Origin of the sequence: Pseudoalteromonas sp. SG44-5 (assembly GCF_014164175.1) — a bacterium.
GTDB classification, from domain to species: domain Bacteria; phylum Pseudomonadota; class Gammaproteobacteria; order Enterobacterales; family Alteromonadaceae; genus Pseudoalteromonas; species Pseudoalteromonas nigrifaciens.
In genome coordinates, this window is the sequence record NZ_JACJES010000003.1 from 391,091 (window position 1) to 408,008 (window position 16,918).

17 protein-coding genes are annotated in these 16,918 nt (G+C 38.2%); 5 read left to right on the forward strand and 12 right to left on the reverse strand.

Annotated elements, in window-relative coordinates; genetic code table 11:
- The 3 genes from H5079_RS06310 to H5079_RS06320 form a co-directional block, all read right to left on the reverse strand.
- The gene (locus H5079_RS06310) at positions 1-1,524 is read right to left on the reverse strand and encodes a mannitol dehydrogenase family protein (RefSeq protein ID WP_182683722.1); all 1,524 of its coding nucleotides are present in this window, start codon (positions 1,522-1,524) and stop codon (positions 1-3) included.
- Between the two features lie 60 nt (positions 1,525-1,584).
- Complete coding sequence (locus H5079_RS06315) at positions 1,585-3,306, reverse strand: cytosine permease (RefSeq protein WP_179807724.1); 1,722 nt, start codon at positions 3,304-3,306, stop codon at positions 1,585-1,587.
- Positions 3,307-3,485: 179 nt separating this feature from the next.
- Positions 3,486-4,166: an HAD family phosphatase gene (locus tag H5079_RS06320; protein WP_182683723.1), complete on the reverse strand. Its 681-nt coding sequence runs from the start codon at positions 4,164-4,166 to the stop codon at positions 3,486-3,488.
- Between the two features lie 353 nt (positions 4,167-4,519).
- Between H5079_RS06320 and H5079_RS06325 the strand changes: the two genes are divergently transcribed.
- Together H5079_RS06325 and H5079_RS06330 are read left to right on the forward strand one after the other, a co-directional pair.
- Positions 4,520-6,055 carry a catalase gene (locus tag H5079_RS06325; RefSeq protein WP_220488945.1) on the forward strand — a complete coding sequence of 512 codons (1,536 nt, stop codon included), beginning with the start codon at positions 4,520-4,522 and terminating at the stop codon, positions 6,053-6,055.
- Positions 6,056-6,166: 111 nt separating this feature from the next.
- Positions 6,167-6,700, forward strand: a complete 534-nt coding sequence (locus tag H5079_RS06330; RefSeq protein ID WP_182683724.1) for an ankyrin repeat domain-containing protein — start codon at positions 6,167-6,169, stop codon at positions 6,698-6,700.
- Positions 6,701-6,740: 40 nt separating this feature from the next.
- Here the strand turns inward: H5079_RS06330 and yddG are convergent, their stop codons facing one another.
- The gene (gene yddG, locus H5079_RS06335; RefSeq protein ID WP_011329837.1) at positions 6,741-7,661 is read right to left on the reverse strand and encodes an aromatic amino acid DMT transporter YddG; all 921 of its coding nucleotides are present in this window, start codon (positions 7,659-7,661) and stop codon (positions 6,741-6,743) included.
- A gap of 277 nt (positions 7,662-7,938) precedes the next feature.
- On the opposite strand from yddG, the gene H5079_RS06340 reads away from it, so the two are divergent.
- The gene (locus H5079_RS06340; RefSeq protein WP_182683725.1) at positions 7,939-8,421 is read left to right on the forward strand and encodes a putative 4-hydroxy-4-methyl-2-oxoglutarate aldolase; all 483 of its coding nucleotides are present in this window, start codon (positions 7,939-7,941) and stop codon (positions 8,419-8,421) included.
- Between the two features lie 112 nt (positions 8,422-8,533).
- Here the strand turns inward: H5079_RS06340 and H5079_RS06345 are convergent, their stop codons facing one another.
- The 6 genes from H5079_RS06345 to H5079_RS06370 all read right to left on the reverse strand — a co-directional run bounded on the left by H5079_RS06345 (position 8,534) and on the right by H5079_RS06370 (position 12,798).
- A complete protein-coding gene (locus H5079_RS06345; RefSeq protein ID WP_231613396.1) occupies positions 8,534-8,698 on the reverse strand; it encodes a hypothetical protein in 165 nt (54 codons plus the stop codon).
- A gap of 258 nt (positions 8,699-8,956) precedes the next feature.
- Entirely contained in the window at positions 8,957-9,502 is a 546-nt protein-coding gene (locus H5079_RS06350; protein ID WP_182683726.1) for a hypothetical protein, read from the reverse strand.
- Between the two features lie 57 nt (positions 9,503-9,559).
- Positions 9,560-11,128 carry an EAL domain-containing protein gene (locus H5079_RS06355; RefSeq protein ID WP_259398050.1) on the reverse strand — a complete coding sequence of 523 codons (1,569 nt, stop codon included), beginning with the start codon at positions 11,126-11,128 and terminating at the stop codon, positions 9,560-9,562.
- A gap of 81 nt (positions 11,129-11,209) precedes the next feature.
- The gene (locus H5079_RS06360) at positions 11,210-11,833 is read right to left on the reverse strand and encodes an SGNH/GDSL hydrolase family protein (RefSeq protein WP_182683727.1); all 624 of its coding nucleotides are present in this window, start codon (positions 11,831-11,833) and stop codon (positions 11,210-11,212) included.
- Positions 11,833-12,327 carry a DsrE family protein gene (locus H5079_RS06365; protein ID WP_404936203.1) on the reverse strand — a complete coding sequence of 165 codons (495 nt, stop codon included), beginning with the start codon at positions 12,325-12,327 and terminating at the stop codon, positions 11,833-11,835. The genes H5079_RS06360 and H5079_RS06365 overlap by 1 nt, the downstream gene beginning before the upstream one ends.
- 108 nt (positions 12,328-12,435) lie before the next feature.
- Positions 12,436-12,798: a DUF1294 domain-containing protein gene (locus tag H5079_RS06370; protein WP_182683729.1), complete on the reverse strand. Its 363-nt coding sequence runs from the start codon at positions 12,796-12,798 to the stop codon at positions 12,436-12,438.
- Positions 12,799-12,859: 61 nt separating this feature from the next.
- Here H5079_RS06370 and H5079_RS06375 point away from each other — a divergent pair, with 61 nt between their 5' ends.
- Positions 12,860-13,387, forward strand: coding sequence for a hypothetical protein (locus H5079_RS06375; RefSeq protein WP_011329823.1), 528 nt, complete (start codon positions 12,860-12,862; stop codon positions 13,385-13,387).
- A 73-nt stretch (positions 13,388-13,460) separates the two neighbouring features.
- Here the strand turns inward: H5079_RS06375 and H5079_RS06380 are convergent, their stop codons facing one another.
- Complete coding sequence (locus H5079_RS06380; protein WP_182683730.1) at positions 13,461-14,003, reverse strand: carboxymuconolactone decarboxylase family protein; 543 nt, start codon at positions 14,001-14,003, stop codon at positions 13,461-13,463.
- A gap of 110 nt (positions 14,004-14,113) precedes the next feature.
- Between H5079_RS06380 and H5079_RS06385 the strand changes: the two genes are divergently transcribed.
- On the forward strand, positions 14,114-14,698 hold the full coding sequence (locus H5079_RS06385) for a TetR/AcrR family transcriptional regulator (RefSeq protein ID WP_182683731.1): 585 nt from the start codon (positions 14,114-14,116) through the stop codon (positions 14,696-14,698).
- Positions 14,699-14,781: 83 nt separating this feature from the next.
- On the opposite strand, the gene H5079_RS06390 is transcribed toward H5079_RS06385, so the two are convergent.
- A complete protein-coding gene (locus H5079_RS06390) occupies positions 14,782-16,902 on the reverse strand; it encodes a methyl-accepting chemotaxis protein (RefSeq protein ID WP_182683732.1) in 2,121 nt (706 codons plus the stop codon).
- Between the last annotated feature and the right edge of the window lie 16 nt (positions 16,903-16,918).

The following is a 16,918-nucleotide window of genomic DNA, read 5'->3' on the forward strand; positions in this document are numbered from 1 at the left end:
TTAGTTACTCTTTTGCTCAAGTGCAGCCTGCATAATGGCTTTAATTTTACTATTAGGTGCATAAAGCGCAGCAATCGATTTTTTATACTCTGCAGTAAACGTGTCGTTATGCTCAAGCTTACCAAACAAGCTCGTTAACTTTAAAAATGCAATCGGGCTAGTTTGAGTCTCTTGCGCGTAAGAATTAAGCTCTTTGTACATCGCATCTTGAATTTCAAGCTTTTCGCCTTTTTCACTTACACCTTTATCGCTGTATAAACACCAAGTAGCAATGACAAGTGTTGCCAGTGACACATCTCGACCTTGTACTAGGTTTTCGTTAATTGTAGCAATAATAAACTTAGGCAGTTTAGCAGAGCTTTCACTGCAAATACGCGCCAGGTTGTCTTTAATATTAGGATTAGCAAAACGCTCTATTAACGTATCTTTGTAGCTTTGAAGATCAATACCTTCAAGCGGTTCAAGGTTTGGCGTTACTTCTTTATCCATAAAAGCACGTAGGTATGTGGCAAATAATTCATCAGATACCGTTTCGTCAATGGTGCCATAACCATGAATTGAACCTAATAAACCAAGCACAGAATGCCCAGCATTAAGTAAACGTATTTTCATGGTTTCATAAGGCGTCACATCAGTTACAAACTGTGCACCAACAACATCCCAATTTGGGCGAGAGTCACTAAAGGTGTCCTCTATTACCCATTGTGTAAACGACTCACAAGTAATTGGCCACTCGTCGCTAACACCATAGGCATCAACCACGTAATCAATATCACTCTTTTTAGATACCGGTGTTATGCGGTCAACCATCGCATTTGGAAACGATACGTTTTGCTCAATCCACTCACTTAGGTTTTTGTCTTGCTCTGTGGCAAAGGCTAAAAGCATTTTGCGTGTTACGTTACCGTTATGCTGAATGTTATCGCACGACTGTACTGTAAACGCGCCCAAACCTTGCTCTTTACGCAGTTTTAGCGCAGCAGTAATGTAACCAAACGCCGTAATTGGGTCGTTCGGGTTATTAATGTCGTTAATAATATCTGGATTGCTGTAATCAAATTCGCCCGTTGCCGGGTTAAAGTTATAACCGCCTTCGGTAATAGTAAGCGATACAATTTTAGTATCGCTGTGTGCGAGTTTATTAATTACCGCTTGTTTGTCCTCTGGAGCAAACAAAAAGTCGATCATTGAGCCAATTACTTTGTTATCTATTTTACCGTCTGGGTGTCTAACAGTTAGCGTGTAAAGGTAATCTTGCTGCTTTAAAATATCACGCAGACCACGGTTACCCTCTAACAGGCCAACACCACATATGCCCCACTGCTCAGAGCCTGGGGTTTTTAAAAGCTCGTTAACATATACCGCTTGGTGAGCACGATGAAAGCCGCCTACACCAATATGAACAATCCCCGCTTTAACGGCGCTACGGTCGTAACTTGGTGTGTCAACATGGCTTGGTAATTGAGCCAAGCTCTGTTGGTTTAGCCCTGTAACAAGAGCGTTTGTGTGTTGATGTTGCGTCATGGTGCGACCTTACTAAACAAAAATAAAATATAAATTACGATACTGTATTACGATAAGTAATTACGATGCTGTATTGAGTACTTTATGGCGTTTTAACGACCAGTACGCAGTAACAAAATAAATAACAGTACAAATAAAACAGGCAATTTCGAACTGCGACTTATTAGCGCTGTACATCACCATAGTGTCACTGAAAAACATCACTTGGCTGGCAAAAATAAAAATAATCACCAATGAAATAGTCGATATGCCATTAAGAACTTTGGTAAATACAGAGCTATCAATTACTGGCTTTGGAATGTCTTTAGCCTCAGCTGCTTGATATTCTTTAATATTACGTTGCTCTTGCTCTTCTGCTGCAATCTCTTGCGTGTAATCTTCACCGGCACCGTATTTTTTAGCTAAAAGTGTGTAAATAACGATGGTGAAAATCCAGGTAGGAATAAACAAGTAGTAAAACGACATTACATCAATTGCGTTTAAGCCAAAACCGAACACAAGTGCAAGTGCCCATGAGGCAATAGCAGGGATGCTGCGGGTAATATTTTTATATTTAGCCCAGTAACGTGTTAAGCCAATTTTAGGAAATAACACATGCTCGGCAAATACAATGCCGCCCACTGGCACAACTAATAAGCCTGCGTAGGTAAGTAGCGGAAGCATTTGTGAAAATACAAACGGGAAACACGCAATAATCACGGTTACCACACCTACAATAGCGGTTGTGCGTTCACGTGATTGATTAACAAATATAGATTGCGCTGCAAGGCCTGCACGGTAAAGGTTTGCGTTAGCTGTAGTCCAACCGGCAATAATTACAATAACAAATCCAGTCCAACCTAATGCATGGTATGCAACATCACCCGGATCAAGTGACGAAATGGTTGTTTTAAGTAATACCGCAACACCTGCGCCCATAATACCGGCAGAGATCCACGCTAAGTAATGACCAAAAAACATACCCACACCAGAGAACAAGCCATAGCTTTTGCGTTTAGCAAATCTAAAAATAGCCATGTCGATTAAACCAAAGTGAGTAATTGAGTTAGCAGCCCATGCAAAGCCAATCACTTCTAATAGGCCAATGCCTTTTTCACCATCGGCATTGGTGCCCGTCCAGATGGAGGAGTCGCCTATGGTCATAAAGTCGCTAAAGCTAGTTAAAGAGGTAGAACCCAATACGTGGTTTGAAAGCTCAGGGAATAACGCGAACGAGCCTGCAATAAATATAACAAATAGCCAGGGCGCGCACAGTTTTGAAAAGTCAGCAACGGTTGAAAAGCCATACATAGCAACAAATACAACAATTGAGCCAACGGCTAAAACAATGGCGACAAACCAAAAGCTGTTTGGATACCAATCAAGCTGCGCGGGTATGTCGAACAAAAACCGCACGGCGGTGGAGGATACCGTGATCATGGCCGCCGATATAACACTAAAAATAACTACATTAGCCCAGTTATAGAGCTTGGTCATTGAGTTACCAGCAATTTTGTTTAAGTAGTTATATAAACTTAAGCGGGTTTGTACTGCAATGGGTGCCGTAATTAGCCACCAAGAACACATTGCTAGCAGGTTACCTATTAATAACCCCAATAGAATGTCGATGGTTGATGCGCCTAATGCAACAAAGGTTGCGCCAATAACAAATTCAGTGGCAGCAACATGTTCACCAGCGTATAGCCCTGCAAAATGTTTCCAGCCGTGAAGCTTATTATTAGCAACCGGAAGTTGCTCTTCGTTTACATCTTTAAATGTGTGTGTGTGTGGACTCGTTGCCATGGTATTTCCTAGTTGTTAACAGCAAAGTACTTAATACCTAAAGACTTTGCTTCTTATAATTTAGTTTTATAAACGCGTAACCACTTGTTTTAGTTTTTATAATTAATACCAGTACTAACAACGCTTATATTTTGCCACTTATAAACCCTATAAATGTGTGTTGGTATAAGTAGTTATGTTTAAATGTTTTTACTTTTAAGGGCAGGATAAGCTGTAAAAAACTGCTGCCAATGGGTTAAGTGAGCAACATTCGGATACACTTTACGAACATAGTTAATGGCCGCTTGCATGTGCTGCCCGCCACTGTAATGCAGTACTTGCATATTGGCATTTATGGCTGCACATACGCCAGCTTCGCTGTCCTCAATTACCAAGCAATGCTCTGGTTTTACGCCCATTTGCTTAGCTGCATGTAAAAACAAGTCGGGGGCGGGTTTACCACGCTTTACTTCACTGCTGGTAAATATCGTATTGCTAAAACAGTTACTTAAATTAACTATATCTAATGCTTTAGCTGTACGTGCTGGGCTGCTACTTGTGGCAATACATTTGGGCACAGCTAAGTTATTAAGTACTTCGTTTATGCCATCGGTTGTACTGAGCGCTGAACCAAACTCGTTTAAGAGCGCTTCTCGGTAATCATCTTCAAAGCTATTTGGCAAAGTGACATTAAAGGCGTTTTGGATTTTTTGACTTACGGTTTTAAAATTACACCCCAAAAAGTGTTGCTGTACATATCCGCGGTCAATGTTAACCGTTAAATACGCAAGCATATCAATCAACACTTGAGCGCTGAGTATTTCACTGTCGATGACTACCCCATCGCAATCAAATATTACTAAATCAATTTTAGCGTTCATTGGGTTACCTTAAACATTTACTTTTTGTGCAAAACACCAGATGAGCATAAGCCCGACTAGCGAGCATATTCCCTTTATTGTTTTTGAATGTCAACAAAAAGTGAACGAATTTACTTGTCGCTACTACAAACATAAATAAACAAAACTAAAAGCCGCTGTATTTAATCAAGTTTACAAAAAATATATAAACCTAAAATTGGATCTAAAAGTATATTTTAAGCCCCTCTTGCAATCTTATTTATGAATCAATCCAATTCATTTAATCAACTTTACCGAACAAAGGAATATTCATACACTCCTCAACAGTTAAACAGCCAGCAGCACTGCCGGCAATTTTAAATAATAAGGTCGACATGAATATTTTATTAAACGCAATAAACAAGAATACAAAACTAACATTAAGCGCGTTAACACTTGCGATGGCATTACCAGCAAGCGCGGCTACATTAACTAAAGACAACGGCGCAGCTGTTGGCGACAACCAAAATTCAATAACTGCAGGCGAGCGCGGCAGTGTGTTATTAGAAGACGTACAACTAATTCAAAAACTACAACGCTTTGCACGTGAACGTATTCCTGAGCGTGTGGTACATGCGCGTGGTACGGGTGCTCATGGTGTATTTGTGGCATCAAAAAGTTTAGATGATTTAACCATGGCAGCACCTTTTACCGAGGCCGGTAAAGAAACTGACGTTTTTGTACGTTTTTCATCGGTAATTCACTCAAAAGGTAGCCCAGAAACACTGCGCGACCCACGTGGCTTTGCGATTAAATTTTACACCGATCAAGGTAACTGGGATTTAGTGGGCCTTAACTTACCGGTATTTTTTATTCGTGATGCAATAAAATTTCCAGATATGATCCATTCATTAAAACCATCACCTGTAGATAACATTCAAGATCCTAACCGTGTTTTTGACTTTTTCTCGCACGAACCAGGCTCTACTCACATGTTAACGTGGGTTTATAGCGACTACGGCACACCAGCAAGCTTACGTAAAATGGATGGTTGGGGTGTTCACTCTTATAAAATGATCAATAAATCGGGCGATGTTAAGTACGTTAAATTTCATTGGGTAAGTAAACAAGGCATTGAGAATTTAAATGCAAAAGAAGTCGCTGAAGTTCAAAGCCAAGACTTTCAACATTTAACGCGTGATTTATACAGCGAAGTAAATAAAGGTAACTTCCCAGAATGGGATCTATACATTAAAACGCTTGATCCGTCGCAGCTTGACGACTTTGATTACAACCCATTAGATGCAACAAAAATGTGGTTAGGTGTAAAAGAAGTGAAGGCAGGTACATTAACGCTTAATCGCATGCCAACTAACTTTTTTCAGTCAACAGAACAAGTAGCAATGGCACCGTCTAACATTATTGCGGGTATTGAACCCTCAGAAGATAAGTTATTACAAGGGCGTGTATTTTCATACGCAGATACGCAAATGTATCGCCTTGGTGCTAACCATCAACAGTTGCCAATTAACCGTGCAAAAGTGGAGGTAGTTAACTACAACCAAGACGGCGCAATGAACTATGGTAATACTCAAAGCAACGTAAACTATCAACCAAGCCAAGAAAACGTAGCTGAAAACCCAATTGCCCGTAGAAGCCAAACGCAACTGCAAGGTTACGTACAACAAGCCGCCATTAAAAAGCAGCAAAACTTCGCGCAAGCAGGTGTTTTATACCGAGGTTTTAGTAAGCAAGAGCGTACTAATCTGATCAATAACCTAGCGGGCGATTTAGTAAAAATAAAAGACAGTAACGTTAAGCACAAAATGCTTAGCCACTTTTACAAAGCTGATAGTGAGTACGGTACACGTTTAACTAAAGCCATTAATGGCGATATTAAAATAGTTAAGCAGCTGGCAGCTAACCTGTAATTAGCAAGTTACAAAACATTAGTCCCAACTAAACAAGCTGTTATATAAGTAACCACAACCATGAGGAAGGAGGCAACCAATCCCCTTCCTCTTTTTAAAAGGTATAAAGTAATGCGTAATTTATTAATTATAGTAGTGCTACTAATAAGTTTTACCAGTAGTGTTTACGCTCAAAATACAACGGATACACAAACACCTAGTACACAACTTGAAAACCAACACTCAGCGCAAACACAATACGAGAGTTTATTTGCTTATTACTTTGCTGCTGCACGTACCAACGATACCGCTATAATTAAGCAATTTGTAAGTGCCGGCATTCCTATCGACAGCTACAACAATAAAGGTTACACCGCATTAATGATTGCTACTTACCATGGTAATAAAAACACGGTTAACACACTTTTACACTTAGGCGCTAATGCTTGCATGGAAGACAACCGAGGTAACACAGCCCTTATGGCCGCTATTTTTAGAGGTGAATTTAGTATAGCCAAAACACTGGTATCACTTGATTGCGACAACGCACATCAAAACAAAGCAGGCCAAACAGCCGAGCAATTTGCACACACATTTGGCCAGCAAAAAGTGCTCAATTTACTCACGCAGGTTAAAACTCTAAATAAAGTTCAAAAGCCCTTATAAAAGAGCTTTAGGTGTAACTAAACTTTAGCGGACTGCTTATTTAAGTCGTTACTTCTACATTATATTTTTGGGGTTTATCTCGCGTTACAAAGTAGCAAATTAGCGAGCCAAGTGTTACCAGCACCACTCCTTGCCAAAACGAAGCACTTAACGTAATAGACAAATACAACGCCGAAATAATAGTAGAAAATACCGGCGTAAAATACGAAAGCGTTCCAAGCAGCATTAAGTTACCGCCAATAATCGCTTGATTCCACAGTGCATAACCACTGCCAACAACTACACCCGCAAGTAACAATGTCATGCTTGAGCTGATTGAAAACGTTAATGGCGCTTCATTACTAAAACCATATTGCGCCCACAAACTCATTGCCGTAACAGTAAAAAATAACGTAATAGCATTTTTACCATTACTTATTTTTTGCGTTACTACGCAATAAATAGCCCATATAAACGCGGCAGCTAATGCCATTAAATAAGTAGCAGGATTATCAGCAAAGTTAGTAACTAACGTATCGACTGACATTTCTTGATCGCCCGTAATACACCAAGCAACCCCTAAAAAAGCAATGATCATACTTGGGTAAACCCAGTAACTTACTTTTTTACGCCCAATAATAATAGAGAGCAATATAGTCAGCGTGGGCCATAAATAATTAATTACCGCCATTTCCATAGCCTGATGGCGGCTATTTGCCATACCGATAGAAAGTGCCAAGCAAATTTCGTACGACACAAATAATAAAGTACCTACTACCAAGTAGCGTTTCGAAAATCCACTAAACTTAGGCACTCCCATAACCAAAATTAAAAATATCGCACTGACAGAGTACATTGCCGCAGCACCACCAATGGGGCTAAACAACTCAGAAATATCCCGTAGTAATGCCACTAAGCAGCTCCACAGTAATATTGCAGCGACTCCATAAAGTGTATATTTATTTTTGCTTATAAAATCCATATTAAACCTAAAGTACTACTTAATAATTTGAAGCTAAACTAACAGTAATTTTTTGTTTTAACAATAACATGCCGTTAATCTGCAGTGCATAACTAGCATTATCAAAGCTAAATATTATCACTATAGTTATAAGCAATAAGCGTAAACAGCGATTCAGTGTTTAAATTTAGCAAAGCAGCACAAACGCTAGGTAAATTAAAGTTACTGACTCTTTTGTCTCGTATTACCACTTTTACAGTGGTGTGGTTAAATAACTCACTAAACAGAGAAAGCAAATATGAACAAGTTCACGACTCCCGATCTATACGACGAACACCGTGATAGCGTACAAGTAGCCGACTGTGGATTACAGCACTTTGGCAACAAAACCACCTTTAGTGGTCAAGTCGTTACTGTAACGTGCCCCGATGACAATTCGTTTGCCGCTGAAATACTTCATCAAAATGGCGTAGGTAAAGTGCTGGTTATTAACGGCTTTGCTAGTAAACGCTTTGCATTTATTGGCGATATTATGGCAGATCGTGCTTTAAAAAATGGCTGGGAAGGTATAGTTATAAATGGTTGTTGCCGAGATATTGAGATTCTTGCTACCTTAAATTTACCTATTATGGCGCTTGGCTCAACACCACGCTGTACGTTAAAGCGAGGTTGTGGTGAAAATAATCAAGCTATTGCCATGTTAAGCGTCTGCATTGAGCCTAATGATTGGCTTTACGCCGATGTGAACGGGCTAATTGTGAGTAAATATAAACTTAGTTAGTTGCTAAATCACAACTAAAATAGATTAGCTGCCGCTTTTTTAATAAAATCTGAAACAAAAAAGCCCAGCATTGCTGGGCTTGTGTCATATTAATAGGTAACTATTTTATTAGTTAAAAGTTACCGTCATATTGTGAACGTTGCTCAACGTTTGGCAGTGCATCATCCATATTTATAGTGTTAAACAAAGCCTGGAGGGTTCTTAAAATATCCTTATAACTATACGAGTAAGCCGATGATTTTAAATTTGTTTTTATAAAAGCTGATTGCTGTAACATAAAACTCTTCCTTAAAATTCTTATGTAACACTACCTAATTTTTGAACAACTTACAATACGGTTTTTACATTTGTTCACAGTTGTTAACCACCTATTTTTCAGTTAACTATCAGTGTACTTTGCAGCCTTAAGTATCTATTAATTTAACCCAGAACAACCATTAGTTATTGTCTAAAACACTATAATTAACGAAACAAAAATTCATATTAGTAGAGGCTAGGGCTAGCTAGCACAAGTAAATTAAAACTTAGAGTAAAGCTATAAAAAAGAGCAATCAATAAATTTGTTTATAGTCTCTTTTAACTTATTTAACGCATCAACTGAAAAGCCTCTATCGTAAAAATAAAGTATTTTACCGCTGTTATTTATAAGGACTACACGGGTATTGTTAGGATTTTGATTACCAGTAAATTTTTGTACTTTTTCGCCGTCTTTATAAATAGTGATTACCCCAGCCCAAAGCTCTTTTGGAATCCCTTTACGCATACCACTGTCTATAAATGCACTAAACATGCGAGGTGCCATACCAGCAATAGTGGGTAGTTCGTAGGTAGGAATAACTACACCACTCATATCTAAGCCAATTAACCAGCGATCAATGTCAAACTGACTATCTTGCTTATAACCTATAAGCAAAAGTGTTTTATCTGCAGTAAGACTGCTTGGAATAGTCACTTTATTTTGCGTTAAACTTTCGCCGTCAATCGTTGGAAATTGTTTACCAATTACTTGCTGATTCGGGTACTGAGTAGAACATGCCGCTAAAAATATAAATAAAAAAGCAGTGAGTATTGATTTAGCCATAGTAAATCCTAATTATAATTTTTAAAGTAACACCTGTGCTTTTATATACGCTAAGCATTACTTTATCGATCTAGCTATATACTCTTTAAATTCTAAAATAGGCATAGGCCGGCCATACTTCCAGCCTTGCCCGTAATGTACCCCTGCTTCTTTTAAAATGACTTCTTGCTCTGTTGTTTCTATGCCCTCTGCCACACAGGTATAACCAAATTTGTGTACCAACTCCATAATATTAGGGATCATAGACGCTTTTAAGCCTTCCGTAGCTATGTCTTGTACAAATGAACGGTCTATTTTAAGCTGATGGAAACTCAAATTATGTAAGTTTTTTAAGTTTGAATAACCAGTGCCAAAATCATCAAGTGACAAGCGAAAACCCGACTCGATTAATGTTTTAAAATAGCCATGAGCAATAGTTGAATCTAAATACTCGTCTTCGGTTATTTCTAAACAAATTACAAATTTAGATTGCATTAATCCGGTTATTTTCGGTAATGACAACACATTCCCTTGCTCTACATCACAAGGAAAAATATTTAATGACACCTTAAATCCACTTGGTAACTGCTCTGCACTTTCTAACTCATTAAGTACAGTGTTAATCATTATTTTGGTAAAAGACCAAGTTAAATTAATTTGTCTAAGTATAGGAATAAATTGATCCGGTGTAAGCACCCCGTAATCATCTTTAAAGCGCGCAAGTACCTCGCAACCAATTATTTTTCCGCTTTGTAAATTAACTATTGGCTGATAAACCCAATAAAAATTACCGCTCTTTAATCCCCTACGTATCCTGCTTACAATTGAGCGGCGCGTAGTTAGGTGCTCATCAACTAATAAGCCACACGAAATACTCACCAAGCAAATTAAAATAAACGAAATAATAAATAGTTGGCGATTATCGGTAAAAAATACATCCCATGGCAAATACAAGGCAACACAATAATTTCCATTATTATTACTGCACGTTATATTCGTTTCGTAATGTAAATAGTCATTACTTTTTATATTATTATGAAGCCCTGTTTGCCCAGCTAAATGAAATAAGTTTTCAGATTCTTTATAAAAAACCTGCCAATTAGGCGTTACAATAATTTTAGGATCGAATACTTCTGATTTTAATATGAGGTTATAGTTGCCTTGGCGAATAATTAGTACTTTTAGTGGGCGCTCGGTAAAGAGTAATAAGTAAAGTTCAGGCTCAAAGCGTATGCCTATTTGTGAGGGGCTGTTTTTATTTACAGTATAATCTGGTTGGTTATCTGGTAAAGGATTTTCAAGCATACCAGTACCTGTAGTACAGATTAATGTATTATTTTTAAAGTAGCCTATATCAATAGCAAACTTGGCATCAAATAGCATCCGCCGCATAGCAAGTAAATTCGCTTCGTTACAAGTAGTAAAATTTAGGTTATTTAATTTAGTTAAAACACGAACGCTTTCCTCTACACCATCGTCTACTTGGGAGAGTAAATATTGTGAGTCTGAATGTGTTTGCGCTACTAATTTTTGACCCGCAAAGTACAATAAAATAAAGCAACCTAATGCAAATATAAATCCACCTGATAGCAGTACTACTATTATTTTTTTAGGATGCTGTTTCATTGTAAATTGAGGTATCCCCATTTATGCAAAGTCCTTTAATAATTACATAAGTAACTGAAAATTCAAGTTTCTGATAATATATTTACAATAAATATTTAAAAATTAAAACTCACGAATAATCGCCTCTAATGCATCACTAATTTTTTGATGCTGTTTTTCGTCCAAATGCACACCATCCTCATTTGAAACACTCACAATCCTTGCCAAATCATAAAATGAGCATTGTTTTATGTTAGCAACATTTTCAAATGCTGCAGCTAATTGCACTACTTTTTGCTCTGCCCCTTTGTACACGCCTGCGTAACTTCCGACTTCTCGTACATGAGCGGGACTAAGTATTAAAATTTTTGGAGAGCCTGGCGCATTGCTTTGCTCATAAAAATTCAATATTGAATCTATTAATGCTGTTAACCCAGCGGCAATATCGTGCGCATTTAAACTAAACCGATTTTTCAGATCGTTAGTACCTAAATCTATAATAATTAAATCTATTTCAAGTTCATTTAAGTAAGACTGTAAATAAGTTACGCCCGATAACTCACCTGCAAACGGTGGGTTGTTTACTAAAGCACGGTTAGGCTGCCCAGCTTCTATTATTGTAAAATTAGCCCCTAACTTTACAGCAAGCTTTGCTGGCCAGCGCACTGTAGCACTAAATCGTTTTCCTGTTTGCGGATTTAAACCCCAAGTATTGGAATCCCCAAAGCATAATATGTTTTTTATCATTAAAAAGGGTTTAGCGTATAGCCCTGCTGTTGTAACTGCGCATGTGCTGTCATTGCCGATAACGACATTTTTACGCCTTTTATTAACTGATCAGGAGCTACTTTATAGTGCGTGGCCGACTGCCCACATACATAAACCACCGTATTATTAGCAAGTAATTGCTCAATTAAGCTTTGATTTTTGTTATCGACTTCAAAGCGGTTTTTATATGTATTATTATCAAGCACATCTACGCTTGCACTGCCATGTATTACGAGTGCCAGCTCTATATTTTCTGGTTTAATACCATGTGCTATATGCATATTAATAAACCGCGCTAAAGAATTCATACCATTATTTTGCTCACCCTTTTGCGCGCCTTTACCAACATCAAAGGCAATTTTAAAATGTGTATTTTGCGCTATTGGAGCATGTGAGGGTACATTATAAAAAAAGCCAAAGTCTTTTATTGCGGGCTCTAAGTCATTCGCAAATACTGGCAGGCTTACAAACATTAGGCAAAGACCTAAAATAAAAGATTTCATTAATATTATTCCTTTTTATTTTTAACATTTTAATTAATAGTCATTTTTGACCTACTTTAAGCTATCTACGAGTAATGTTTACCCTAGTTGCCAATAATAGTAGCCGCCAAATAACGCACTGCAGTTAATAATTATGGTAAACCAAAGTACGGCTATAAAAACACGTTTTTGTGATTTATGCCTAAACCATTGCTGAGCGATTAACGCCCCCGGCCAGCCACATAATAGTGCTAATAGATGTAAAGTTCGCTCTGGCACTCTCACCACAGGCTGTTTTTTACTCATGGCTAAACGCTTGTCCCACTTATAAATTAAAATGGTAATTGTACTCATAAATACGTACACACTTGCGGCAATAGTAGGCCAATAGCCAAACAGCCCTCCTACGGTTAATACACATAAAAAACCAATCGAAAAAAGTAATAATGCTTTTTTAATCAAGTAACTCTCACCTATACTGTATCTAGGCCATACCCAGATTCACTTATACTAGGCAGTAATTATGTCATATTTAAAAACACTGATACTAACCTTTTGCATTGTATTTACAACCATTGTAAATGCACAGCCAGCTGATTTAGCTAAAGAGCTCAGCGCATTTAAGCCATATTTAGGCACATGGCAGGCTAATTTTACAGTCCCTGAAGGTGCAAAGCCAAAGCAAGACATTAGTAAATGGCAGCGGGCTTTAAACGGTAAAGCTATTCGTACTATACATTCAATCAATGAAGGAGAGTATGGCGGCGAGTCGATGATATTTTACGATAGTAAAAAAGACTCATTAGTATTTTATTATTTCACTACGGCGGGGTTTTACACTAAAGGCACAATGAAGATACTTAGCCCTACTCAGTTTGTAGCCTATGAAGAAGTAACGGGAAATAAAGAAGGCATAACTAAAGTTAAGTCTACCAGCGAAATTAAAGGTGATGAATTTATTGTATCAACCTCGTACTTAAAAAAAGGCGAGTGGACTAAACCTGCAACCCGAACCTATACACGCAGTAACCAGCAGGTTAAGTTTCAATAAAGCGTTTATAACAACATTTAATTGAAAAAGGCAGCCAAGGCTGCCTTTTTCATAACTACTTAGAATTTATAAACTACTTTATGAATTTTTTAAATGGTTCATCAACTGGCGTATCTGCAAGGTGGTTAGTGTAGTTACTCATTACTTTTTGCGATAAGCCTACAATAATTTCAAGCAGTTGTTGCTTGCCATAACCCGCTGCAAAAAACTTTTCAATCTGCTCATCACTTATCACACCGCGTTCACGTGCCATTGCAAGTGTGGTTTCACGAAGTGCTTCAAGCTTAGGATCTGCAAGTGGTGTTTTATTTACTAGCGAATCAACAATACCTTGATCAACTTTCATTGACGCTGCAATTGCACTGTGGGCTGGCACACAATAATGACAGTTATGTTCAACGTTAATTGATTGCCATACAACCGTTAATTCTTCAGCATTAAATGACGTGTTTTGAAACAGCTCATGCAGTACTTGATAACCTTTAAGTAAAGTAGGTGCTTCTGCCATTACTGCATGTAGGTTCGGTACCATACCAAACGCAGCTACTGAATCGGCCATAAGAGATTTTGATTCTTCAGGTGCATTTTCTGCTGTATATAAAGTAAATTCTGTCATGTTTAGCTCCAATAAATAATTAGTTAGTTAACTTCGAGACACATACTATTTGATTTTGAGCGGTTGTTCAAGTTAAAATTGAGCATGTGTTCAAATAATTGAGAAATGAGATGGCGAATAAGATTAAGTTTGAGCGTGAGACAGTTGTCCGCCTTGCAAGTCAGCTATTTTGGGAAAAGGGTTTTCATGCAACATCGACGCGTGATTTACAAGAAGCTATTAATATGCGACCTGGCAGTATCTACTCTGCTTTTGGCTCTAAGGAAGGGCTTTATATTGAATCTTTACGAGACTACACAGTACAAATGGAGAGCCAGATTAAAGAATGCCTATCCACATCAGATACTATTTTGGGTGGGCTGCGCGCTTTTGTTGAAAATGTAATAACAAAAAAAGAAAGTGCGCCTAGTGCTATTTGTATGCTGGTAAAGGCCAACTGTGAATTTGCAGATAAAGACAGCAATTTATATCAACTAAGCTTAGATTTAATTGATAAATTTGAAAACTACCTTTCGGTTCTTTTTGAACAAGCAATAGCAAAAAATGAGTTAAGTAATAATATATCTGCGCAAGAGTATGCACGCTTTTTTGAAGTGCAGTTTACTGGTTTACGTGGTTATTTTAATCGCCCGGGTGTTGAGTCACTGGCTCAGCCAATGATAGAGCAAATGTTTAAGATCATAAAAAGCTTATAAACGTCTCATTTTAGTTATTTGAACAAAAACGGCAGTAATTTAAATTACTGCCGTTTTTATTTTGTCTCAGTGCTAAATAACTATTACGTTTTTAACTTATTAAGTTCTGAGTCTTGTTGCGCAACTAATTTATTAAGTACTTCACTGCTGTCGCCTGCTTGTGAAGATAAATCAGATAGCTGCGAAGCCGCGTCTGATATCAGCGTTAAATTACGGTTTATTTCTTCGCTCACTAAGCTTTGCTCTTCAGCTGCGGTAGCAATATGCGTAATTTGATTGGTAATTTCGTCCACTTTAATTACCACGCTGTGCAGTGCATCAAACGCTACTGAAGTTTCATCAACTGCACTTTGTGCCCGTACTACGCCTTTTTCGATAACCGTTGAGGCATTACCTACTTCAAGCAACAAGCTATCAATTAATCGACTAATATCATCGGTTGATGAGCGCGTTTTTGACGCCAGTGCACGCACTTCGTCTGCAACAACCGCAAAGCCTCGACCATGATCACCCGCTCGTGCAGCTTCAATTGCAGCATTTAGCGCAAGTAAGTTAGTTTGCTCTGAAATAGTACGAATAACATCTAAAATTTGCGTTATGTCGTTACTGCGCGATGCCACTTTTTGCACCGCTTGGTTAGCTTCTTTAATTTCCTCAGACATGGTTTTAACTTGGCTCATGGCTGATGACAAACTCGTTTCACTGCTTACCACTAAGCTATTAATTTCACCCGCTTGTTGCGCCGATTGTTCTGATGCGCGAGCAACTTCAAGCGCAGTTGCGCTCATTTCATTCATTGCGGTAACTACGCTTTCAATTTCGTGAAACTGCGCCTGTACATTATGTTTAGTATCAATAGCAATATGCTGGGCAATTTCACCTTGCTGCTTAGTTTGATCAGACACATCTTTTAGCTGTGCAATTAACACTCTAAGCTTAGTTAAAAATCGATTAAAGCCATCGGCTAATGCAATTAGCTCTGCATGCGACTCTACATGCAGCGTATGGGTTAAGTCGCCCTCCGAGCTGGCAAGGTTATCAACGCGTTGCTGAATTTGCTGCAATGGAGCAACAATACTGCCAATAACTAGCTTCATAATAATAAAAGCAACAACTGCAATTGCTAAACCGGTTATTAAAATAATAACCCCTAGTGACTGCGCAGTTTGCTGCATGTTTTGCGAAAGTGCTTGCGGCCCAGCCAGTGCAAGCTCTGCTGGCACTTCTATAATTAACGACCACTGCCTATTAGCAAGCTTGATATTAATTGGGTAATTAACTAAATACTGATCGTTAGCTTTAAAAATACCACTGTGATCTTTTAGCTTTTCTAAGTTATTAATCGTTACTGCGTTAACAGCTTCTTTAAAAGGACGCCCTAATTTAGATTTATAATGGCTGCTACCAACCACTAATCCCAAATCACTCAGCAAGGTTACTTTTGCTTTGCCATTATAAAGTTGCTTAGAAAGCTGCTCTGTCATGGTTTGAAATGTAGGTAGTGTTAAGTCAGCGCCAGTAATACCAATAAACTGCCCTGATTTTAAAATAGGCACTGTTAAAGACGTTAGCATAACCGAATCGCCAGAGGGAATTTCGTATAGGTAGGGTTCCATAATACACGGCTTAAGTGTGTCTTTAGCACATAAATACCAATGTGCCTCTCGAATACCAAACTCGTTAAGTGTTGTAATGTATTTATCTGCGGCGTTAGCTACTTTTTGCTGTTCAATAACACCGTTTTCGTCGCGGGTAATATATACTTCAAGTGTGCCAGCACCATCAACAGAATGTTTATAACCTTGCTGAAAGTAGGCGTCTTGGCCGTCAAAAGCGTTGGCTTCAAACTGTGAGTAAACCGATGATAAAAGAGTGTTTTTTTCAATAATAGCGTGGTTAATACTTACCACTGTATCTCGGTTTAAGCTATTTTGCTGGGCTGCGTCGCTAAGTAATGCTGCCAATGTATAGGGAATTCGGTAGGCTTCGTTAATAAACCCAGCTATTCTTTCACCGTAAACAGCCGCGTTTGCATTAAGTTTTTCTTCTACTTCAGCAACTATATATTCTTCAGACTTGGCCGCTAAATCTTTATTACTTAATGATAACTGCCACCATAAAATACTCGAAAGTACTAATACAGTTATAAATATACTGCCCACTGAGAGCCACAATAACTTTTTTGCTAACGCTATTTCCCGCATTCATCACACCCTTTAA